Genomic DNA, 19423 nt, shown 5'->3' with positions numbered 1-19423 from the left:
ATGACCTCGATCAAGACCACCACCCGCGCCGCCCTGCTGGCGCTCCTGCTCTGCGGCGTCGCCGCGCCTGTCCTGGCCCAGACCCAGCCGCCGATCCCCGCGATCCTGACAACGCCGGAAGCCCGCGACGTCCACTCCTACGCCCAGCCGCTGGTGGCGCGGGTCACCCACGTGGACCTGGACCTGACCGCCGACTTCGCCGGCCAGAAGATGACCGGCACGGCCGCCCTCGACATCGCCGCCGCGCCGGACGCCAAGGAAGTGGTGCTCGACAGCAAGGGCCTGGTGATCCACGGGGTCGCCGACGACAAGGGGGCGGCCCTGCCGTGGACCCTGGGCAAGGCCGATCCGAACCTCGGCGCGCCGCTGACGGTGCAGTTGAACGGCGCCAAGCGCATCGTCGTCAGCTACGACAGCGCCCCCGGCGGCGCGGCCCTGCAGTGGCTGACCCCGGCCCAGACGGCGGGCAAGGCCAAGCCTTACCTGTTCAGCCAGGGCGAGGCGATCCTCAACCGCACCTGGATCCCCACCCAGGACAGCCCCGGCGTCCGCCAGACCTGGACCGCCCGCATCGTCGCGCCCGAGGGCCTGAAGGCGGTGATGAGCGCCGAGATGCTGACCCCGGACGGCGAGCCCGTCGCCGGTGGCGGTCGCGCCTACCGCTTCAAGATGGACAAGCCGGTCGCCTCGTACCTGATCGCCATCGCCATCGGCGACATCGCCTTCACCCCGCTGGGTCAGCGGACCGGCGTCTACACCGAGCCCTCGGTGATGAAGAAGACCGCCTACGAGCTGGTCGACGTCGAGAAGATGGTCGAGGCGGCCGAGAGCCTCTACGGCCCCTATGCCTGGGGCCGCTACGACCTGCTGGTGCTGCCGCCGTCGTTCCCGTTCGGCGGCATGGAGAACCCGCGCCTGACCTTCGCCACGCCCACCATCATCGCCGGCGACCGCTCGCTGGTCAGCCTGGTGGCCCACGAGTTGGCCCACTCGTGGTCGGGCAATCTGGTCAACAACGCCACCTGGTCGGACTTCTGGCTGAACGAGGGCTTCACCGACTATTTCGAAAACCGGATCATGGAGAAGCTGTACGGCAAGCCGCGCGCCGACATGCTGGCCGACCTGGGCTGGAGCGACCTGCAGGCCGCGATCAAGGACGCCGGCGGCCTGACCGGCGCCGACACCCGCCTGCACCTGGACCTGACCGGCCGCGATCCCGACGACGGCATGACCGACATCGCCTACCAGAAGGGCGCGACCTTCCTGCGCACCATCGAAAAGGCCGTCGGCCGCGAACGCTGGGACGCCTATCTGAAGGACTACTTCGCCCGTCACGCCTTCCAGTCGCAGACCACGGCCGGCTTCGTCGCCGACCTGCGCGCCAACCTGATCAAGGGCGACCCGAAGCTGGAGGCCGAGATCGGCATCGACAAGTGGGTCTATGAGGTCGGCCTGCCGGACAACGCCGTGCACGTCCATTCGGCCGCCTTCCCGGCGGTGGACGCCCTGGCCGCCGCCTACGCCAAGGGCGGCCCGGCCCCGGCCGCCAAGTGGACCGCCTGGAGCACCCCCGAGCGCACGCGCTTCGTCTCCAGCCTGCCGCGAGCGCTGTCAGCGGAGCGTCTCGCGACACTCGATAAAGCCTTCGGCCTGTCGGCCCAGGGCAACAGCGAGATCCGCTTCGTCTGGCTGGAGCTGGCCGTGGCCAACCGCTACGAGCCCGCCGTGCCGTCGCTGGAGGCCTTCCTGACCGACCAGGGCCGCCGCAAGTTCGTCGCGCCGCTGTTCAAGGACCTGATGGCCCAGGGCGACTGGGGCCAGCCGATCGCCAAGCGGATTTACGCCAAGACCCGGCCGCTCTATCACGCCGTCACTCGGCAGACGGTCGACGGGATCGTGAAATAGCCGCTTGGTGAAATAGCGATTTCTGGAAAAATCGCGCGTTTTCGTGCTTGAACGTCGTCTTTGCCGACGAAAACGCGCGAAATAGCTCGATTTTCGTTCGAGAACGAGGAAAATCGCTCGTTGCGCGAGTTTTCGTGTTAACCGTGACCTTGCGCTCCCGTCAGAGGAGCGGGCCTCGTTAGGGAGAGATCGCCATGGCTGACGCCGTGTTCGCGACCCGTGTGCGTGCGCGTTCCGTGCTCTTCAACAAGTGCGACATCAACAAGCCCGAGGCCGTCGAGCTTCGGCACGCGGGCCCCTGCATCCAGTGGGACCGGGTCGGCATCGTGGCCATGGTCCTGGTGTTCGGGGCGGGCCTCGCGACCCTGGCCTATGCCGGGATGGGCTGATCGCTTCTCCTCTCCAAAACTGTCATCCCGGGCGTAGCGAAGCGAAGACCCGGGACCGACCTGGAGCGCCGAGCTCACGCGCCGGTCCCGGATCGGCGCGCTGCGCGCTTGTCCGGGATGACGGGTGGGAACTTTCCCCGTGACGCACACTGTTCGCTGACCCATGCTCCGCCCACGACACGATCGCGGGGGCGACATGGATCAGCAGCTGGATAAAAAGACGGGGCAAGCCGGCAACACCCTCTGGAATCCCGACCTGGCCCCGACCACGGCCGCCCAGCGCACCTGGCGGGCGCGGCACTACGCGGCGCTGTGGCTGGGCATGGTCATCGCCGTGCCGGCCTACATGCTGGCCGCCGGCCTGATCGAGCAGGGGATGTCGGCGGGGCAGGCGGTTTGGGCCGTGCTGCTGGGCAATGTGATCGTGCTGATCCCGATGCTGCTGATCGGCCACGCCGGCGCGAAATGGGGCGTGCCGTACGCGGTGCTGGCCCGGGCCTCGTTCGGCTGGCGCGGCGCGCGGGCCCCGGCCCTGGCCCGGGCGATCGTCGCCTGCGGCTGGTACGGCATCCAGACCTGGATCGGCGGCGGGGCGCTGCTGACCCTGCTGGGGGTGATGGTCGGCAAGAGCCTGGTCGGGCCGATGGTCCCCGGACTGGGCATAGGCGTCGGCCAGCTGCTGTCGTTCGCGGCCTTCTGGGCCATCCAGCTGCTGTTCGTCACCAAGGGCCTGGAGACCGTGCGCAAGCTCGAGACCTGGACCGCGCCGGTCAAGATCGTGGTCTGCGGCCTGCTGGTCTGGTGGGCGCTGAGCAAGGCCGGCGGCCTGGGCCCCATCCTGCACGAGCCCAGCGCCTACGACGCCGGCGGCGCCAAGGCCGGCCGGTTCTGGAAGGACTTCGGCCCGGCCGTCACCGCCATGACCGGCTACTGGGCGACCCTGGCCCTGAACATCCCCGACTTCACCCGCTTCGCCCGCAGCCAGAAGGACCAGATCGTTGGCCAGGTCGTGGGCCTGCCCGGGCCGATGGCCCTGCTGGCGACGATGAGCGTGATCGTCACCTCGGCCACGGTGCTGATCTACGGCAAGCCGGTCTGGGACCCGGTGGCGCTGGCGGGAAACATCGGCGGGATCGGCGTGCTAGTGGGCCTGCTGATCATCAGCCTCGACACCGTGTCCTGCAACATCGCCGCCAACCTGGTCGGGCCGGCCTACGACTTCTCGGCCCTGTGGCCCAAGCGGATCAGCTATCGGACGGGCGGCTACATCACCGCCGCCATCGGCGTGATGATCATGCCTTGGAAGCTGCTGGAGAGCACCCAGGGCTACATCTTCGTCTGGCTGACCGGCTACGGCGCCCTGCTGGGGCCGGTGGCCGGGATCCTGATCGCCGACTACTGGCTGCTGCGCCGCGCCCGGCTGGACGTCGAGGCGCTGTACGATCGCGCGGGGCGCTACACCTACTTCAAGGGCTGGAACCTGGCCGCCGTGGCGGCCTTCGCGATTGGCGTCGCGCCGAACCTGCCCGGCTTCCTGAAGGCGGCCGGCCTGCCGGCGGCGGCGAGGATCGGGGCGCCGTGGACGGGGCTGTACGACTACGCCTGGTTCGTCGGCGCGGGGATCGCGGCGGGGGTCTATGTGGCGGCGATGCGGGCCGGCGGCGGGGCGAAAGCGTCGGCTGTCGGGTGAGAGGCTGAGGTCTGCTTTCGCCCCAGAGCGGACGCAACCAACGTCCGCTTGCCGGGCCTGACCTGTTGGCTATGGAGCGATCGACCAGCGGCGAACGGCCTGAGTGATAGCAATCAGCGTCGTACCGCTGGCGTCGAAGGCGATATCCGATTGGAACGCGTCGTCGTATGGCAAGACACGGGCGTTTCTCCACCCGTCTGCGGATGTGAGCACCTCTATTCGGTCCGAAAAGGCGAAGGCCGCCTTTCTGCCATCAGCCGACATGGTGACGGTCCTAAGCCAGTCATCACGCCACGTCGCCAACGATTGAGCATTGGCCGTCGCTCCTGGTGTGGCGGGAGCGGTGATCAGTGAGGCGGTGTAGACGTGGGTGTCGGAGTTGTCTTGGATGCGGAGCGCAACTTGTCCGTTAAAGTCGCCAGCATAGTGGTCCCAAGGCTCCAACATTTGTAGGGCCGGCGCATAGGTCGTAGCCGCCTCAGGGGCGTCGTGACCGTCGAGATCGATCGCTCTCAAGGTGTCCTCTCGATCACGATAGAGGAATGCGTTTGGGCCCGCTCGCCACAGCAGCTTCCCAATAAACGCTGTATCAGCGACTTTGATTTCGCCTCGACGGTAGAACAGGAAAAGACCCCGTTCTGGCATCCTCCCAGACGCCGAATGAAGACGGATCAGCCAACCATCGGGGACGTCGATCCTTTCGCCGATCTCCGCCTCAAAAGGCAGATCCAATGCTGCCGCTTCGCGGATTTGACCGCCGTCCCTATAGCTCCAGATCGTTAGCCGACGGCTTGCCGCTTGAAGCGTGTCCTTAGCCTGCGTGCGGGCCCAATAGACTTGGCCGGAGGGATCAAAGCCGAGCATTCGCGCGTCCAAATGGAGACCGATCGTCACCATTCGCTCGCCACTATCAGGCGCGGACAGCACCAACCGCGTTTCGACCGGGCCTTGCGTAGGCAGGCAATCGACGATCCAGCCGAAACGGCCAGTGCCCGGAGCAGCGGCGAGTGATTGAAACTTTGGAGCGCTACAATAAGCTTCTTCGGCCGGTCTGGCCGTGGCGCGTCCAATGTCGATAACGTATGTGACGAAGATCGTTCCCATCGCAGCGAAGATACGAAGAGCCGAGCGGAACGTAGCGAACATGACGACCTTCAAGTTAAGGTAGAGCTTGGAGATCACCTAATCCGTGGGCATCACCTAAGACAAGCATGTCCGCGTTCCACCCATCTTGGACATCTGAAACGTCCGCTTGGCGCAAGCCCCCATCCGCTCCGGATGGGGCCACGCCTTAAAGCCTTGGTGGATCGGAGCTCTGGCGTCTGACCGAGTCAAGGACCGCCTCCGGCGGCCGCGTCGCGGCGACGCGGCGCGTCGTCCTTGACTCGGTCAGACGCCAGAGCAGGCTCGCCATCAAGGTTTCAAGGCGCGGCCTCGCCGCTGCGGGCTCTCTTCTCCTCACCCGTGAAACGGGGGAGGTGGCGCGTCGCTGGCGGCGACGTGACGGAGGGGGCGTTCCGGGCGGGGGCCGACGCCCCCTCCGTCACGATGCGTATTCGCATCGCGCCACCTCCCCCGCGATGCGGGTGAGGAAAAGAGCGCCGGGACGTCGGATGGCGCGCGCCTCGTCCGTCCTTGGGGTGGGCTGGGTCACACGAAAGGACGAAGCGATGAAGGTCACCCAACATCTCTGGTTCGAAAAGGACATGGAGGCGGCGATCGGCTTCTATACCGGCCTGGTTCCCGACTCCCGGATCGAAAGCGTCTCGGCGGTGATGGCCGACAACCCGTCCGGCCCGGCCGGCAGCGTCAAGATCGCCGCCTTCGTGCTGGGCGGCCAGAACTACATGGCCATCGAGGCCGGTCCGCTGGACCCGTTCAACCACAGCTTCTCGATCATGGTCGAATGCGACACCCAGGCCGAGCTCGACCGCCTGTGGGACGCGCTGAAGGACGGCGGCAGGACCGAGGAGTGCGGCTGGCTCAAGGACCGCTGGGGCCTGTCCTGGCAGATCGCGCCGACCCGCCTGCGCGAACTGATGGACGATCCCGACCCGGCCAAGGTCAAGCGCGTGACCGAGCAGATGCTGAAGATGGTCAAGCTGGACATCGCGCCGCTGGAAGCCGCGGCGAAGGGCTGAGGCGACTAGTCCAGGGCCCGCGCCAGATAGGTCACCGTCTTATCCCCGCCGTGGATTTCGCCGGTTCCGACCACGGTGAAGCCGAGGTCGGCGTGGAAGGCGTCCGAGGCCGGATTGGGCGGGTTGGAATTGACTTCGCAGACGATCCGCTCGTGCCTCGCCGCGCGGGCCCGCTCGAACAGCGTCCGATAAAGGCGGCGAGCATGGCCGCGACCGCGCGCCTGGGCGGCGACCACGATGCGGTCGACATAGACGAAGCGCGGGAAGCGTTCGCGAAACCACAGGAAGTTGGGACTGTCGTAGTCGGCGTCCTGGTCGAAGGCCAGGAGCAGGGCGTCGGCCTGGCCGATCCGCTCGGCCAGGAACGCCTGCGCCGCCAGATGCGCCAGCCGGGACGGCTCCAGCCACGACAGCTCCACGGCGTGGGCGTTGTTCAGCGCCAGCAGGGCCTGGGCCAGGTCGGGCGAGGCGGCCAGGTCGGCCGGGGTGACGGAGATGGGGTCGTTGGTCATGGCGTTTCGTAAACTCTTCCGGAGGGGAGAGGGAGAGGCCGCCGGGGACATGCTCTCACACCCCTGCGGTGGCCGGGTTGCAGAGGGGGCGCCGTGAGTGCGTGTCCCCAACTTCGTCCGCTGAGCTTGCCGCTCTTGGAACGGGAACGGCCTGGACGCGTCGTGGATGGCGTTGGGGACACGCACTCACCCCGCGTTCGGCGGATCGATTGGTCGAGGTCTTGCCGTGAGAGCATGTCCCCGGCGGGGATCGAGCGGCGTCCATCCCCGCCGGCCCCGCGAGAAACCTGAACCCTTCCAACGCCCTGCAAAATAATCAGCGTCACGAACGCGCCAGCGCTCAAACCTCCTGCACAATAAACCCGTCCCCATCGCGGGGGAGGGCTCTTGGTACCGGCCCAAGCAGGCGATGGGGATCGAACCGAGCGGGGCCTGGCTGGCCTGGCGGGCGGGTCGGCTTGGGCGGCGGGTCTCAGAAGGATCCAAGGCCCGGGGCGGGCGAACGCGGGACAGCCGGGGTCGACGGGGCCGGGAGTCAAACCGGCCTGTTCCAGGATCTGTCGGAGTCGCTGACGGCCCCTTCCGGGCGACTTTGATCCTGCCCGTCCGAGGGGGAACGTCGATCGGGATGAAACAAGCCCTCAATCGCCGTCCCTCGGTAAAAACGGTTCGGCGGAGCGGTCAGGTCTAGCCGAAACGCACACACAACACCCACGGTCATCCGGGCTGGGCCCGGACCGCTCCGCGCCTCCCCAGCCACTCGTCGCGAAAGCCCGAGGTCGAAGAGCCGTGCCTGTGAAGTCGTGCCCGCGAACACTTGCCCCCACCTGGCGGCTTGGCCGCCTGTCCGCCCCCACAGGGGGCGGAGGACGCGCGCCTTCCTCTTCCCCCTCCGGGGGAAGACGGTCGCGAAGCGACCCGTAGGGGGCTAGCGTTCGCCGCACCAAACCTCTTGTGTCTTGTCAAAAAACCCGCATCTAGGCCCCATGCGTCGCTTCAATTCCGCCGATCCCGCTTTTCCCACCGCCTTCAAGGCCTTCCTCGACGAGCGCCGGGGCGCGCCCGAGAACGTCGACGCGGCCGCGCGCAACGTGCTGGACGCCGTCCAGGCCGACGGGCTGAAGGCCGTGCTCAGCTTCACCAGCCGCTTCGACGGCGTGGAGCTGACCGAGGACACCATCCGCGTCACCGCCGACCAGATCGCCGCCGGCGCGGCCGAGTGCTCGGCCGAGGTCCGCGAGGCCATCGCCTTCGCCGCCGCCCGCATCCGCGCCTTCCACACCCGCCAGCGTCCGGTCGACCAGTCGTGGATCGACGAGGCCGGCGTGCAGCTGGGCTGGCGCTGGACGCCGCTGGAGGCCGTGGGCGTCTATGTGCCCGGCGGCCGCGCGGCCTATCCCTCGACCGTGCTGATGAACGCCGTGCCCGCCCAGGTGGCCGGCGTCGACCGCATCGCCATGGTCACCCCGCCCGGCAAGCTGGAGCCGGCGGTGCTGGCCGCGGCCAAGGAGGCCGGGGTCACCGAGATCTGGCGGATCGGCGGGGCCCAGGCCGTCGCCGCCCTGGCCTATGGCGCCGGTCCGATCCAGCCGGTCGACAAGATCGTCGGCCCGGGCAACGCCTATGTCACCGCCGCCAAGCGCCGCCTCTATGGCGTGGTCGGCATCGACGCCCTGGCCGGCCCGTCCGAGATCGTCGTGGTCGCCGACAAGAACAACAATCCCGACTGGATCGCCGCCGATCTGCTGAGCCAGGCCGAGCATGACCCGGCCGCCCAGTCGATCCTGATCACCGACGACGAGGCGTTCGCCCAGGCGGTGTCCGACGCCGTCGACGCGTTGCTGAAGACCCTGGCCACCGGCGTCGACGCCGCCGCCTCGTGGCGCGACCACGGCGCGATCATCCTGTGCCCGCTGGACGACAGCCCGCGCCTGGTCGACCTGCTGGCCCCCGAGCACGTCGAGTTCGCGATCGACGAGCCCGAGCGCCTGGCCGACCGCGTGCGCCACGCCGGGGCGATCTTCCTGGGTCGCCTGACGCCCGAAGCGATCGGCGACTACGTGGCCGGCTCCAACCACGTGTTGCCCACCAGCCGCGCGGCGCGCTTCCAGTCGGGCCTGTCGATCTACGACTTCCTCAAGCGCACCTCGATCGTGAAGTGCGACGCGGCCGCGTTCGGGATCCTGGGGCCGCACACCGTGGCCCTGGCCCAAGCCGAGGGCCTGCCGGCCCACGCCCTGTCGGCGTCCATCCGCCTTCCCTTGGGCAGGTTGCCAACCAAGCCGTAAGGGGCAAGTCTGCCGACGATGTCCGACGCCAAGGCCAGCCAGTTCCTGAAATCCATCGTCATCGACGAGGACAGCCTCGCGGCGGCCTCGCGGGATCAGGAGCAGGAGCGGCAGGTGGCGATCTTCGACCTGCTGGACGGCAACTATTTCGAGCCGGCCGAGGCGGCGGGCGGGCCCTATGACCTGAAGCTGTCGCTGGTCGAGAACCGCCTGGCCTTCGACATCGCCGGGCCGGGCTATGAGCGCCGGCACCTGCTGTCCCTGTCGCCCTTCAAGGGGGTGATCAAGGACTACTTCATGATCTGCGACAGCTACTATTCGGCGATCCGCAATTCCTCGCCCCAGCAGATCGAGGCCTTGGACATGGGGCGGCGCGGCCTGCACAACGAGGGCTCGTCCCTGCTGCGCGAGCGGCTGGAGGGCAAGGTCAAGACCGACCTCGACACGGCCCGCCGGCTGTTCACCCTGATCTGCGCGCTGCACTGGCGGGGCTAGGGAACGTGGCGGCGGATCTTCCGGACGCGGTGCTGTTCGCCTGCAACTACAACCGCGTGCGCTCGCCGATGGCCGAGGCGCTGTTCAAGCACTTCTACGGCACGCGGGCGTTCGTCGATTCGTGCGGCCTGAAGCCCGACCCGGTCGAGGAAGGGGTCGATCCGTTCGTGGCCGTGGTCATGGACGAGATGGGCCTGGACGTCAGCGGCCACAAACCCAAGAGCTTCGCCCAGCTCGAGGACGACAGTTTCGACGTCGTCATCTCCCTGACCCCGGAGGCCCAGCACAGAGCCGTCGAGCTGGCGCGGGACCGGGCCACCGACATCGAATACTGGCCAACCCACGACCCCACCCTCGCGGACGGTTCTCGCGAGGCCATGCTTACGGCCTATCGCGAGGTGCGTGACGCTCTGGCCACGGCGATTCGACAACGTTTCGGCGCGCCATCGACGTTCGGGGGGTGAATGCGCTATACACCCCGCCTCGCAGCCGCGATCCGCTCCCCGACTCAATCGTCGCGGGGCTTCACCGGCATGGCGTCACCCGTTTTGAGAGGCCTGATGGCTAAGGAAGAACTGCTCGAGTTTCCCGGTACGGTCAGCGAATTGCTGCCCAACGCGACCTTCCGCGTGAAGCTGGAGAACGATCACGAGATCATCGCCCACACCGCCGGCAAGATGCGCAAGAACCGCATTCGCGTGCTGGCCGGCGACAAGGTGCTCGTGGAAATGACGCCCTACGACCTGACCAAGGGCCGCATCACCTACCGCTTCAAGTAGGGCTGGCGATGGTCGTCCAGCGGACGCCGCTGGTCCTGGCCAGTGCGAGCCCCCGGCGCCTGGACCTGCTGGCGCAGGTCGGCGTCGCCCCGGATCGGGTCGATCCCGCCGACATCGATGAAACGCCGCTGCGGGACGAAACCCCGCGGCGCCATGCCTTGCGCCTGGCGGTCGAGAAGGCGAGGGCGGTCGCGTCGCGTTCGCCCGGCGCCATCGTCCTGGCGGCCGACACCGTCGTGGCGGTCGGCCGCCGCATCCTGCCCAAGGCCGAGACGCCCGAGCAGGCGGCCGACTGCCTCAAGCTGCTGTCGGGCCGCAATCACAAGGTCCTGACCGGCGTGGCCGCCATCGCTCCCGACGGGCGCGAGGCCTCGCGGCTGGTCGAGACCCGCGTGCAGTTCAAGCACCTGTCCGACCAAGAGCAGGCCGACTACCTGGCCGGCGGCGAATGGAACGGCAAGGCGGGCGGCTACGGCGTGCAAGGCGTGGCCGGCGGCTTCATCATCGACCTGCACGGCTCCTACACCTCGGTCGTCGGCCTGCCGCTGTACGAGACGCTGAACCTGCTGACCGGCCTGGGCTATCGAAAATGAGCGAGCGGCGCGCCTACCTCTACAAGGGCATCGGCGAGACCGTCGGGGTCGTCACCCTGGACGGTCGCCCCGAGCGCCTGGTCGCCCAATGGGACGGGGACGATCCGCTGGACGCCGAGGGCGTGCGCGGCGTGGCGCGGGTCAGGAAGATCGAGCGGGCCTTCAACTCGGCCTTCGTCGCCCTACCGGGCGGCGCCGACCTGCTGCTGGCCCTGAAGCCCGACATGCCCAAGCTGGTCGAGGGCCAGGTCGTCGAGGTCGAGATCCGCAGCCCCTCGCGCCGCGACAAGTCGGCCGTGGCCCGCTACGTCGGACCAGCCGAGGGCGAGCCTCGCGTGCTGGCCCACGCCCCGACCATCGACGAACTGCTGCGCCTCTGGGTGAAGTCCGGCTCGCCGACCCAAGGCCTGGCCGCGCTGGAGGCCGTCGAGGCCGCCGAGGCGGAAGCCCTGGCCACCGTCTTCGCCCTGCCGGGCGGCGGCGACGTCAGCATCGAGGCGACCCGGGCCCTGGTGGCCGTCGACGTCGATCTTGGAGGCCGCGAGGGGGATTCCAAGAAGGCGGCCCGCGCCGCCAACCTGGCCGCCTTCACGACGGCCGCCCGCATCCTGCGTCTCAAGGGCCTGGCGGGGCTGGTGGTCTTCGACCTGGTCGGCCGCGGCCACGACGGTCCGGCCCTGACCACGGCGGCCCGCAACGCCTTCGCCGTCGACAACCCGGGGGTGGGTCTGGGCCCGATCAGCAAGTTCGGGGCACTCGAGATGATCGTGCCGCGCCGGACCAGGCCGATTCTCGACCGGTTGCTCGACGAGACGGGCGGACTGTCGGCCCGCGCCGGCGCCTTGCGGCTGGTCCGGGCTTTCGAGCGCGAGGGCAGGGCGGATCCCGGCGGCAAACTGGCGGGGCGCTGCGGTGCCGCCGTGGCCGAGGCCTTCGCCGCTCTGGAAAACGCCCTGGCGGACAGAATCGGCCGTCGCTTCACCCTGGCCGTCGTCGCCGACTGGCCCAATGATCGTCTGGAGGTCTCGTCGTCATGAGCGGCTGCCCCATCTGCAAGAAACCGACGGATCCGGCCTTCAAGCCGTTCTGCTCCAAGCGCTGCGCCGACGTCGACCTGAACCGCTGGCTGTCGGACCGGTACGTGGTGCCCGGGGCCGACGAGGACGAGGAAAACCCACCGTCCACAGACTTCGACCGGGATTAGTTCGAGATCGCCTCAAGAGGGGCTGGACTTCGTTTTTAGCCTCCCCTATAGACGCGGCTCCCCGCCGTCGGGCGGGCGCCAGAGCGGTTTCGACCGCTTCTTAGGCCCAGGGCCTGGGTAGCTCAGTTGGTAGAGCAGCGGATTGAAAATCCGCGTGTCGGTGGTTCGAATCCGCCCCCAGGCACCACTTCCTTTCAGACCCGCCCTTGTTTCTATCGTCTTGCGGTGGGACCGTGTGGTCGAGGCCTTCGCGCGGTGCGAGGCCGTCGTCCTGACGGCGCCGCGAACTTGATCACCGCCGTCCGCCTCAGGGCAGACGTAAAATTTTAGAGGCGGTCGACCAGGCGAAGGCGGAATCGACCGCCGGTCTTCGCTCTGTCGCGGACGGGCCCGGTTCCCGGCGCCGGTTCCCGCCGAGCGAGGGCGCCGGGAGAGACTTGAGCGCGCTGGGATGACCGAACCGCCCTTGCGAGCGCCGCGCCCTCCATCTGAGCGGCGATGGACCCTGCTTTCGCCGGCGAGGCGGGGCCAGCGTCCGTTTTTGGGCGCCTGAAAGCCGATCGGCGGCGAAAACCGGACGCCGGCTCCGTTGTGGAGCTTGAGTTGAGGACGGTGGAGGTCAGACCTCCGGCGGCCGTGTTTCCCGGCCAGATTGAACTACGGCGCGATACGCGTTCAGATCTCGCCTGCGAAACCGATGTTTTGTGGCCATGCTGCGCCGCAACATCGATATTCCCTTTGGCAGGGAAAAACCGCCCTCAAATCCTGATTTCCCATTTGTGCGGTGCGGCAAAGGTGGTGGGTGCGTCAAAGGGACGGTGAATTTATGCCTCTTCGCACCCCTTGACGGTACGAAAAGGGGTTGCCAAAGGACCCCTGCCGCAATTCTAACATTGCGGTAAGATCGAAGCCTCCTCGGGGGCGGCGGTCACACGCGCTTCGAAACGATCCTTCTTGATGGGCATGAGCCCGGCTTGGGGGGCGTAACGGGTCGAGCGCAGCGAAGCGGGTCTGCAAGGCGTCCGAGCGATCGGCCATCGTGCAGGCTATTCAAGTTAGGGTGGAGACGCTCTCGCGCGACGACCCTCGGTCCAAACGTGCTAGACCAATCAGGAACTGGCGACAGATGCTCGACATTAAACGGAAAACCCCCCTCATCGCTCTCGTCGGCGCCATGGCGCTGATGGTGAGCGCCCCGGCCTTCGCTCAGGACGCTGCGGCGCCTGCGCCGGCCACCACCGAGGCCGCCGCTCCGGCCGCCGCCGCTCCGGCCCCCGCCGCCGCGCCTGCCGAAGAGCCTCTGGACGCTGGCGTCGCCGCGACCGAAAAGATGAAATCCCACTCCCTGACCCCGATCGGCATGTTCCTGTCGGCCCAGGCCGTGGTTAAGGTCGTGATGATCGGTCTGATCCTCGCCTCGATCTTCTCGTGGGTCCTGCTGATCACCAAGCTGTTCGAGTTCGGCGCCCTGAACAAGCAATCGGACAAGTTCCTGGAAGCCTTCCGCGGCGCTCGCTCGATCGCCGACATCGCCCGCATCGGTTCGTCGGAAGAATTCGAAGGCAACCCGATGGCCGACATGGCCGCCGCGGCCGCTCAAGAAGTCGAACTGTCGCGCCAAGCTGGCCTGGCCGTCGGCGGCGAGCACCGTGACTCGACCCTGTCGCGCGCCACCTACGCCATCAGCGCGGTGCAGGCCTCGCTGGCCAAGCGCCTGTCGGGCGGCATGGTGTTCCTGGCCTCGGTCGGTTCGGCCGGTCCGTTCATCGGTCTGTTCGGCACCGTCTACGGGATCATGACCTCGTTCATCGGCATCGCGAACACCAACACGACCAACCTGGCCGTCGTCGCCCCCGGCATCGCCGAAGCGCTGCTCGCCACTGGTATCGGTCTGTTCGCCGCTATCCCGGCCGTTATCTTCTACAACTACTTCCAGACCCGCATTTCCGGCTACGGCACGCGCTCTGAAGGTTTCGTTGCTGAACTGATGAACGCCATTTCGCGCCAGCTCGACAAAGGGGCGTAAGACCGATGGCCGCCAAACTCTCAGGCGGTGGGGGCGACAGGTTTAATATCGACCAAAACAGCGAGATCAACGTTACGCCCTTCGTGGACGTCATGCTGGTCCTCCTGATCATCTTCATGGTGGCGGCTCCGCTCGCCTCCGTGTCGGTCGAAGTGAACCTGCCGCCGGCGGTCGCCAAACCGTCGACGACCCCGCCAAAGCCCGTCTACATCTCGATCAAGGCTTCGGGACAGGTCTTCATTGGCGATGACCGCACTACGGTTGACGAGATGGGTGCGGACCTCGTTAAGAACATTGGCCGTCGCGATCCCACCAAGGAGCGCATCTATATCCGCGCCGACGAAAAGACGCGCTACGGAGCTTTCATGGAGGTTATGAACACCCTCCAGGATAACGGCTTCTATAGCGTGGCGCTCATCGGCAAGGATCAGAACAGCTAGGGGTGATGCATGGCTGAACAACAAGCGCCTGAGCATCGCCACTACGACCCGCTCACTTCGGAAGGTCCGCGACGCAAGAAGGGCCTCGGCGCCTTCGGTATCGCGACCGTCGTCGTCGTCGGCTTCCACGCTGCTTTGTTCGCGTATCTGGCGAAGCAGAAGTTCGAAGCCGTGATGAAGGAGTATCACGACGACGCCGTGGACGTGGAGCTGCCTCCGCCGCCCCCCCCGCCGCCGCCGCCTCCGCCGCCGCCGCCGCCGCCGACCAACGCTCCGCCCCCGCCTCCCGCGGTGGTGCAGCCGAGGCCGCCGATCGCGCCGCCGCCGGACGTGACTCCGCCGCCGCCGCTGCCGATCCCGCCCGTCAAGGAGCGGGTCGAGCAAACGGCTCCGCCGGTGATCTCCGCCGTGCCGCCGGCTGCGAACCCGCCGGCTCGGGCTTCGGTGATCACGCGTCCGGACTGGGCCCGCAAGCCCAGCGGCGAGGACATGGCTCGTTACTACCCCGACCGCGCTCAGCGGATGGAAGTGGGCGGTCGCGCGACCCTGAAGTGCACCGTGACCGCCAAGGGTTCGCTCGAAGGTTGCTCGGTCCAGTCGGAAAACCCGGCGGACTACGGCTTCGGCGAAGCGGCCTTGAAGCTGTCGCGACTGTTCCGCATGAAGCCGAAGACGCTTGACGGCGCTCCGGTGGACGGTGGCGAGATCACGATCCCGATCGTCTTCACGGTCCCCCGCTAGGGACCGAGGCGACAGGCCAAGAAACGGGCGCCCCGGAGCTTCATCGCTCCGGGGCGTTTTCGTGTGGAAAGGGCTGTTTCGGCGCTTGATCCGGCCCGCGCGTCCGACTAAAGACACTCCCTCGCGATAGGCCGCCTTAGCTCAGTTGGTTAGAGCGCTGGTTTGTGGAACCAGAGGTCCTCAGTTCAAGCCTGAGAGGCGGTACCATCGCAAGACGTCGAAAAGCCCTGGGTTTGCCCGGGGCGATTTCGTTTTAGGCAGGGCGTCTAGGCGTGGTGTCCGTTCAGCGCGCTCCAGACGCGCCAGCCGACCAGGGCGATGGCGACCCAGCCCGCCAGCAGGCCGACCATCGGCCGGGCCTGCCACCAATATCGAATGCGGCCGTTAGCCGCCCCCGAAGACGCTTTCACACCCAGGCTCCCCGCTGTGACGCGACACGATGCGTCGGCTACCTGACCAAAGGCTGCGCCCGAATGGTGTTTCGCGGAAGTGCGGCACAGCGCCGCTGGAGCGTGGCAGCCAAAAGCGCGAGCGGTTTGGGCGTCGGTCACGCCCCGACGTCTCGATCGCTCCAGGGCCGCTCGTCGAGGCGATATTCGGCCACCGGGCCGGCGCGGAGAAAGGCGTCGATCCGCTTGCGGTGCTGGATGGCGCGCTGGTGGCGGCGAACGACCTCGCCGGCCGGCGGGCCAATGACGGCGAAGATCAGGAACAGCGATACGATCAGAAGCATGAAGGCCTATCGGCGGCGACGAATGCCGGGCGGCCCCCTGCGGCGCCTTGGAGGAAACGCCTGGGAGAGGCCGGCGATCCGTCGAGGCCGGGCCTAGGGCGCGGCCGCCCCCGGCTCGTCGTCGACCATCGCCTTGACCAGATCGACGACCCGGCGACGCAGCCGGCGGTCGTTCAGCCGCGGGAACAGCCCGGCCAGCTCCAGCCCCTCCGGCGTGGCCACGAACTGGGTCATGCGCTGGGCGAACCCGTCGTCGACCTCGCCGTGGGCGGTCTCGTCCAGGCCGTCGAAGAAATAGGACACCGGCGACTGCAGCAGGCGCGCGGCCTCGTACAGCTTCGAGGCGCTGATCCGGTTGGCGCCGCGTTCGTATTTCTGGATCTGCTGGAAGGTGATGCCCAGGGCTTCGGCCAACTGGGTCTGGCTCAGGCCCAGGACCTTGCGGCGGATCCGAAGGCGCGCCCCGACATAGAGATCGACGGGGTGAGCCATGTCGGAAGGGGATTTGTCGGTCATCCGCGTCGTGTTCCTCCCAGCGACCGCCCGCGCTCCCTCCCTGCGAGAGCGTGTGGTCCAGCTTGGTTAACACAGGATAGACCCATGCGGTTGCCTTAGTCACGCCTCTGACACATCCGTAGAGCCCGCAAAATGGCCCGCCGGGGTTGACGTTTGGCGCGAGCAAGGGTGTTTGCCGCCCATGGAGACCAAGCTGCGCGCGCGGGTGGCGGTGGCCGGCGCCGGCGCGATCGGATCGGCCGTGGCGCTGACCCTGGCGCGCGCCCGGTTCGACGTCACGCTTTTCGATCCCAGTCCCGCCGGCGACAACGCCTCGAGCGTCGCGGCCGGCATGCTGGCGCCGGTGGCCGAGGCCGTGTTCGACCCCGTCTCGACGCCGCACCTGGCCCTGTTGCGGCGGGCCCGCGACCTCTGGCCGGCCTTCGCCCAGGGACTGGGCCTGGAAATCCTGCGGGACGGCCTGAGGATCGAGGGCGAGGCCGGCTGGCTGGCGACCATCGCGGCGCGGTTCGAAGCCCTCGGCGCCCCCTTCCAGCGCCTGGACGGGGCCCTGGTCGACGCCGAGGATTGGCGGATCGAGGCCCGTCCGGCCCTGGCCGCCCTGCGCGCCGCGTTCCAAACCCTGGGCGGGCGTTTCGAGCCGCGCGCCTTCACCCCCGACGACCTGCCGGCCTTCTCCGCCGTCGTGCTGGCCACGGGCGCGAGCGACGCTTGCGGCCTGGCCCCGGAACTGAAGGCGCTCAGCCCGATCAAGGGTCAGATCCTGCGCGCCGATCGCGGCCCGGCGACCGGACCGGTGATCCGGGGCGAGGGGGTCTATATCTGTCCCGGCGAAAGCCCGGCGATCGGCGCGACCATGGAGGCGGGCCGCGACGACCTGATCGTGGACTCCTCGGCGACCGACGCCCTGCGCGCGGCGGCGATCCGCCTGCGCCCGGAACTGGCGCGGGCCGTGCTGACCACCGAGGTGGGCGTGCGGGCCGCCACGCCCGACGGCCTGCCGCTGGTGGGCTGGAGCGCGACGCCGGGCGTGATGCTGGCCGTGGGGGCCCGCCGCAACGGCTGGCTGCTGGCCCCGCTTGTGGCCGATCTGGCCGCGTCGTATCTGAAGGATGATAACCCAGGCCCGGACGCCGCGTCGCTCGACGCGCGGCGCTTCTCGAGGACCTGAGGCGCGACGACAAGAACCACAACGAGAGCAGGGCAGGGGCGAATGAGCGGATTCTGGTTGACCGACGAGCAGGAAGCCATCCGCGAGGGCGTCGCCAAGCTGTGCGCCGACTTCGACGACGAGTACTGGCGCCGCACCGACGAGACCGGGATCTTCCCCGAGGCCTTCGTGGCCGCCATCGCCGAGGGCGGCTGGCTGGGCGTGGCCATGCCCGAGAGCGTCGGCGGTGCGGGCCTGGGCCTGACCGAGGCGGCGATCATGATGCAGACCGTGGCCCAGTCGGGCGCGGGCTTCTCGGGCGCCAGCGCCATCCACCTGAACATCTTCGGCCCCATGCCGATCGTGAAGTTCGGCACCGAGGACCAGCGCCAGAAGCACCTGCCGCGGCTGATCTCGGGCGAGGACAAGATGTGCTTCGCGGTGACCGAGCCCAATTCGGGCCTGGACACCTCCAGCCTGGAGACCCGGGCCGAGCGCACCAACGACGGCTATGTGCTGAACGGCCGCAAGATCTGGACGACCGGCGCCCAGCGCGCCAACAAGATCCTGATCATCGCCCGCACCACCCCCAAGGACCAGTGCGCCAAGCCGACCCAGGGCCTGTCCCTGTTCTACACCGACCGCGAGAAGATCGAGGCCAAGCCGATCCCCAAGATGGGGCGCAAGGCGGTCGAGTGTAACATGCTGTTCATCGAGGACCTGTTCGTGCCGGCCGAGGACCTGGTCGGCGAGGAGGGCAAGGGCTTCTCCTACCTGCTGCACGGCCTCAATCCGGAGCGGGTGCTGTTCGCGGTCGAGGCCATCGGCCTGGGGCGAGCGGCCCTGGCCAAGGCGACGACCTACGCCAAGGAGCGCGTGGTGTTCGGCCGGCCCATCGGCCAGAACCAGGGCGTGGCCCATCCGCTGGCCAGGTCCTGGGCCGAGCTGGAGGCCGCCAACCTGCTGGCCTTCAAGGCCGCCGCCCTCTACGACCGCGGCCAGGACTGCGGGGCCGAGGCCAACGCCGCCAAGTACCTGGGCGCGGAGGCCGGCTTCACCGCCTGCGAGAGCTCGGTCCTGGCCCACGGCGGCATGGGCTACGCCAAGGAATACGACGTCGAGCGCTATTTCCGCGAGGCGATGATCGCCCGCATCGCCCCGATCAGCCGCGAGATGATCCTGAACTTCATCGCCGAGCGGGTGCTGGGTCTGCCGAAGAGTTATTAGGGACGTCCTTTTCCCAGGTCCTCCCCCGTGGGGGAGGCGATCGCGCAGCGATCGGTGGGGGGAGGATTGGGATCGCCGATCGCAGGTCTGGCCATCGGCCGATCACTCCCCCCTCCGTCGGCTTCGCCGACACCTCCCCCACGGGGGGAGGACCTTCGTGCGGCGACCACTTGCCCCCTACGGACCGCTTCGCGGTCGTCTTCCCCCAGAGGGGGAAGAGGTTCCGCCCCCGGCGCGGCGCGCGTCCTCCGCCCCCTATGGGGGCGGACAGACCGCGAAGCGGTCAGGTGGGGGCAAGTGTTCGCGGGCACGGCGTTGCAAGCTCACGCGATCTCNGCGCGCGTCCTCCGCCCCCTATGGGGGCGGACAGACCGCGAAGCGGTCAGGTGGGGGCAAGTGTTCGCGGGCACGGCGTTGCAAGCTCACGCGATCTCTCGCTGAGCGGACGGAAAGGGTCGCGGAGCGCCGGACGACGTCCGGAGTGTTTGCAGTTGTTACCGTTTCGACGAAGCCAGACGCTCCGCGCCATCGTTATCCGGAAGCCCGCGACGCTGAGCCCTGTTAGGGCCTCGCCGCCTTGAAGCCTCCGACGGG

Annotated in this window: 21 protein-coding genes and 2 tRNA genes; 18 read left to right on the top strand and 5 right to left on the bottom strand. The window is 68.2% G+C overall.

Features of this window, described 5'->3' with window-relative positions:
- From ASD38_RS07110 to ASD38_RS07100, 3 genes are all read left to right on the top strand, one after another.
- On the top strand, nucleotides 1-1905 hold the full coding sequence (locus tag ASD38_RS07110; protein ID WP_056458833.1) for a M1 family metallopeptidase: 1905 nt from the start codon (nucleotides 1-3) through the stop codon (nucleotides 1903-1905).
- 194 nt (nucleotides 1906-2099) lie between these two features.
- Nucleotides 2100-2294 carry a hypothetical protein gene (locus tag ASD38_RS07105; RefSeq protein ID WP_056458830.1) on the top strand — a complete coding sequence of 65 codons (195 nt, stop codon included), beginning with the start codon at nucleotides 2100-2102 and terminating at the stop codon, nucleotides 2292-2294.
- A 196-nt stretch (nucleotides 2295-2490) separates the two neighbouring features.
- Nucleotides 2491-3984, top strand: a complete 1494-nt coding sequence (locus ASD38_RS07100; protein WP_056458828.1) for an NCS1 family nucleobase:cation symporter-1 — start codon at nucleotides 2491-2493, stop codon at nucleotides 3982-3984.
- 69 nt (nucleotides 3985-4053) lie between these two features.
- Here the strand turns inward: ASD38_RS07100 and ASD38_RS07095 are convergent, their stop codons facing one another.
- Nucleotides 4054-5166: a hypothetical protein gene (locus ASD38_RS07095; RefSeq protein WP_156390608.1), complete on the bottom strand. Its 1113-nt coding sequence runs from the start codon at nucleotides 5164-5166 to the stop codon at nucleotides 4054-4056.
- A 488-nt stretch (nucleotides 5167-5654) separates the two neighbouring features.
- On the opposite strand from ASD38_RS07095, the gene ASD38_RS07090 reads away from it, so the two are divergent.
- Nucleotides 5655-6125 (top strand): VOC family protein, encoded by a 471-nt coding sequence (locus tag ASD38_RS07090; RefSeq protein ID WP_056458827.1) that lies wholly within the window; start codon nucleotides 5655-5657, stop codon nucleotides 6123-6125.
- Nucleotides 6126-6130: 5 nt separating this feature from the next.
- Here ASD38_RS07090 and ASD38_RS07085 read toward each other — a convergent pair whose 3' ends face one another.
- Nucleotides 6131-6637: a GNAT family N-acetyltransferase gene (locus ASD38_RS07085; RefSeq protein WP_056458826.1), complete on the bottom strand. Its 507-nt coding sequence runs from the start codon at nucleotides 6635-6637 to the stop codon at nucleotides 6131-6133.
- A gap of 986 nt (nucleotides 6638-7623) precedes the next feature.
- On the opposite strand from ASD38_RS07085, the gene hisD reads away from it, so the two are divergent.
- The 12 genes from hisD to ASD38_RS07025 all read left to right on the top strand — a co-directional run bounded on the left by hisD (nucleotide 7624) and on the right by ASD38_RS07025 (nucleotide 15410).
- A complete protein-coding gene (gene hisD, locus ASD38_RS07080; protein ID WP_056458825.1) occupies nucleotides 7624-8925 on the top strand; it encodes a histidinol dehydrogenase in 1302 nt (433 codons plus the stop codon).
- An 18-nt stretch (nucleotides 8926-8943) separates the two neighbouring features.
- Nucleotides 8944-9420 carry a UPF0262 family protein gene (locus tag ASD38_RS07075; RefSeq protein ID WP_056438371.1) on the top strand — a complete coding sequence of 159 codons (477 nt, stop codon included), beginning with the start codon at nucleotides 8944-8946 and terminating at the stop codon, nucleotides 9418-9420.
- Nucleotides 9421-9425: 5 nt separating this feature from the next.
- Complete coding sequence (locus ASD38_RS07070) at nucleotides 9426-9884, top strand: arsenate reductase/protein-tyrosine-phosphatase family protein (protein WP_082560695.1); 459 nt, start codon at nucleotides 9426-9428, stop codon at nucleotides 9882-9884.
- 96 nt (nucleotides 9885-9980) lie between these two features.
- A complete protein-coding gene (infA, locus tag ASD38_RS07065; protein WP_004617696.1) occupies nucleotides 9981-10199 on the top strand; it encodes a translation initiation factor IF-1 in 219 nt (72 codons plus the stop codon).
- 8 nt (nucleotides 10200-10207) lie between these two features.
- The gene (locus ASD38_RS07060) at nucleotides 10208-10792 is read left to right on the top strand and encodes a Maf family protein (protein ID WP_056438369.1); all 585 of its coding nucleotides are present in this window, start codon (nucleotides 10208-10210) and stop codon (nucleotides 10790-10792) included.
- Nucleotides 10789-11829, top strand: a complete 1041-nt coding sequence (locus ASD38_RS07055; RefSeq protein WP_056458824.1) for a ribonuclease E/G — start codon at nucleotides 10789-10791, stop codon at nucleotides 11827-11829. Before ASD38_RS07060 ends, ASD38_RS07055 begins: the two co-directional genes overlap by 4 nt.
- On the top strand, nucleotides 11826-11996 hold the full coding sequence (locus ASD38_RS07050) for a DNA gyrase inhibitor YacG (protein ID WP_056438363.1): 171 nt from the start codon (nucleotides 11826-11828) through the stop codon (nucleotides 11994-11996). The genes ASD38_RS07055 and ASD38_RS07050 overlap by 4 nt, the downstream gene beginning before the upstream one ends.
- A 111-nt stretch (nucleotides 11997-12107) precedes the next feature.
- A tRNA-Phe gene (locus ASD38_RS07045) sits at nucleotides 12108-12183 on the top strand.
- A 939-nt stretch (nucleotides 12184-13122) separates the two neighbouring features.
- Nucleotides 13123-14022, top strand: coding sequence for a MotA/TolQ/ExbB proton channel family protein (locus ASD38_RS07040; RefSeq protein ID WP_056438362.1), 900 nt, complete (start codon nucleotides 13123-13125; stop codon nucleotides 14020-14022).
- A gap of 5 nt (nucleotides 14023-14027) precedes the next feature.
- The gene (locus ASD38_RS07035) at nucleotides 14028-14462 is read left to right on the top strand and encodes a biopolymer transporter ExbD (protein ID WP_029907087.1); all 435 of its coding nucleotides are present in this window, start codon (nucleotides 14028-14030) and stop codon (nucleotides 14460-14462) included.
- Nucleotides 14463-14471: 9 nt separating this feature from the next.
- Nucleotides 14472-15203 (top strand): energy transducer TonB, encoded by a 732-nt coding sequence (locus ASD38_RS24865; RefSeq protein ID WP_056438360.1) that lies wholly within the window; start codon nucleotides 14472-14474, stop codon nucleotides 15201-15203.
- Between the two features lie 130 nt (nucleotides 15204-15333).
- A tRNA-His gene (locus tag ASD38_RS07025) sits at nucleotides 15334-15410 on the top strand.
- Nucleotides 15411-15469: 59 nt separating this feature from the next.
- Here the strand turns inward: ASD38_RS07025 and ASD38_RS23770 are convergent.
- From ASD38_RS23770 to ASD38_RS07015, 3 genes are all read right to left on the bottom strand, one after another.
- The gene (locus tag ASD38_RS23770; protein WP_156390607.1) at nucleotides 15470-15613 is read right to left on the bottom strand and encodes a hypothetical protein; all 144 of its coding nucleotides are present in this window, start codon (nucleotides 15611-15613) and stop codon (nucleotides 15470-15472) included.
- Nucleotides 15614-15750: 137 nt separating this feature from the next.
- Complete coding sequence (locus ASD38_RS07020; protein ID WP_056438357.1) at nucleotides 15751-15936, bottom strand: hypothetical protein; 186 nt, start codon at nucleotides 15934-15936, stop codon at nucleotides 15751-15753.
- A gap of 93 nt (nucleotides 15937-16029) precedes the next feature.
- Nucleotides 16030-16452, bottom strand: a complete 423-nt coding sequence (locus ASD38_RS07015) for a helix-turn-helix domain-containing protein (RefSeq protein WP_056438354.1) — start codon at nucleotides 16450-16452, stop codon at nucleotides 16030-16032.
- Nucleotides 16453-16633: 181 nt separating this feature from the next.
- On the opposite strand from ASD38_RS07015, the gene ASD38_RS07010 reads away from it, so the two are divergent.
- Together ASD38_RS07010 and ASD38_RS07005 are read left to right on the top strand one after the other, a co-directional pair.
- On the top strand, nucleotides 16634-17623 hold the full coding sequence (locus ASD38_RS07010; protein ID WP_056458823.1) for an NAD(P)/FAD-dependent oxidoreductase: 990 nt from the start codon (nucleotides 16634-16636) through the stop codon (nucleotides 17621-17623).
- A gap of 42 nt (nucleotides 17624-17665) precedes the next feature.
- Entirely contained in the window at nucleotides 17666-18829 is a 1164-nt protein-coding gene (locus ASD38_RS07005) for an acyl-CoA dehydrogenase family protein (protein WP_056438349.1), read from the top strand.
- The last annotated feature ends 594 nt before the right edge of the window (nucleotides 18830-19423 follow it).

The organism is Caulobacter sp. Root487D2Y (genome assembly GCF_001427165.1).
Lineage (GTDB): Bacteria > Pseudomonadota > Alphaproteobacteria > Caulobacterales > Caulobacteraceae > Caulobacter.
This window is presented reverse-complemented; position numbering and strand designations above follow the sequence as displayed.

What these genes read in the sequence shown, in the direction of transcription:
- ASD38_RS07020 (WP_056438357.1), bottom strand. Translation starts at nt 15,936, where the DNA reads ATGCTTCTGATCGTATCGCTGTTCCTGATCTTCGCCGTCATTGGCCCG.
- ASD38_RS07100 (WP_056458828.1), top strand. Translation starts at nt 2,491, where the DNA reads ATGGATCAGCAGCTGGATAAAAAGACGGGGCAAGCCGGCAACACCCTC.
- ASD38_RS07085 (WP_056458826.1), bottom strand. Translation starts at nt 6,637, where the DNA reads ATGACCAACGACCCCATCTCCGTCACCCCGGCCGACCTGGCCGCCTCG.
- infA (WP_004617696.1), top strand. Translation starts at nt 9,981, where the DNA reads ATGGCTAAGGAAGAACTGCTCGAGTTTCCCGGTACGGTCAGCGAATTG.
- ASD38_RS07015 (WP_056438354.1), bottom strand. Translation starts at nt 16,452, where the DNA reads ATGACCGACAAATCCCCTTCCGACATGGCTCACCCCGTCGATCTCTAT.
- ASD38_RS24865 (WP_056438360.1), top strand. Translation starts at nt 14,472, where the DNA reads ATGGCTGAACAACAAGCGCCTGAGCATCGCCACTACGACCCGCTCACT.
- hisD (WP_056458825.1), top strand. Translation starts at nt 7,624, where the DNA reads ATGCGTCGCTTCAATTCCGCCGATCCCGCTTTTCCCACCGCCTTCAAG.
- ASD38_RS07010 (WP_056458823.1), top strand. Translation starts at nt 16,634, where the DNA reads ATGGAGACCAAGCTGCGCGCGCGGGTGGCGGTGGCCGGCGCCGGCGCG.
- ASD38_RS07050 (WP_056438363.1), top strand. Translation starts at nt 11,826, where the DNA reads ATGAGCGGCTGCCCCATCTGCAAGAAACCGACGGATCCGGCCTTCAAG.
- ASD38_RS07090 (WP_056458827.1), top strand. Translation starts at nt 5,655, where the DNA reads ATGAAGGTCACCCAACATCTCTGGTTCGAAAAGGACATGGAGGCGGCG.
- ASD38_RS07005 (WP_056438349.1), top strand. Translation starts at nt 17,666, where the DNA reads ATGAGCGGATTCTGGTTGACCGACGAGCAGGAAGCCATCCGCGAGGGC.
- ASD38_RS07055 (WP_056458824.1), top strand. Translation starts at nt 10,789, where the DNA reads ATGAGCGAGCGGCGCGCCTACCTCTACAAGGGCATCGGCGAGACCGTC.
- ASD38_RS07060 (WP_056438369.1), top strand. Translation starts at nt 10,208, where the DNA reads ATGGTCGTCCAGCGGACGCCGCTGGTCCTGGCCAGTGCGAGCCCCCGG.
- ASD38_RS07075 (WP_056438371.1), top strand. Translation starts at nt 8,944, where the DNA reads ATGTCCGACGCCAAGGCCAGCCAGTTCCTGAAATCCATCGTCATCGAC.
- ASD38_RS07110 (WP_056458833.1), top strand. Translation starts at nt 1, where the DNA reads ATGACCTCGATCAAGACCACCACCCGCGCCGCCCTGCTGGCGCTCCTG.
- ASD38_RS07035 (WP_029907087.1), top strand. Translation starts at nt 14,028, where the DNA reads ATGGCCGCCAAACTCTCAGGCGGTGGGGGCGACAGGTTTAATATCGAC.
- ASD38_RS07040 (WP_056438362.1), top strand. Translation starts at nt 13,123, where the DNA reads ATGCTCGACATTAAACGGAAAACCCCCCTCATCGCTCTCGTCGGCGCC.
- ASD38_RS07105 (WP_056458830.1), top strand. Translation starts at nt 2,100, where the DNA reads ATGGCTGACGCCGTGTTCGCGACCCGTGTGCGTGCGCGTTCCGTGCTC.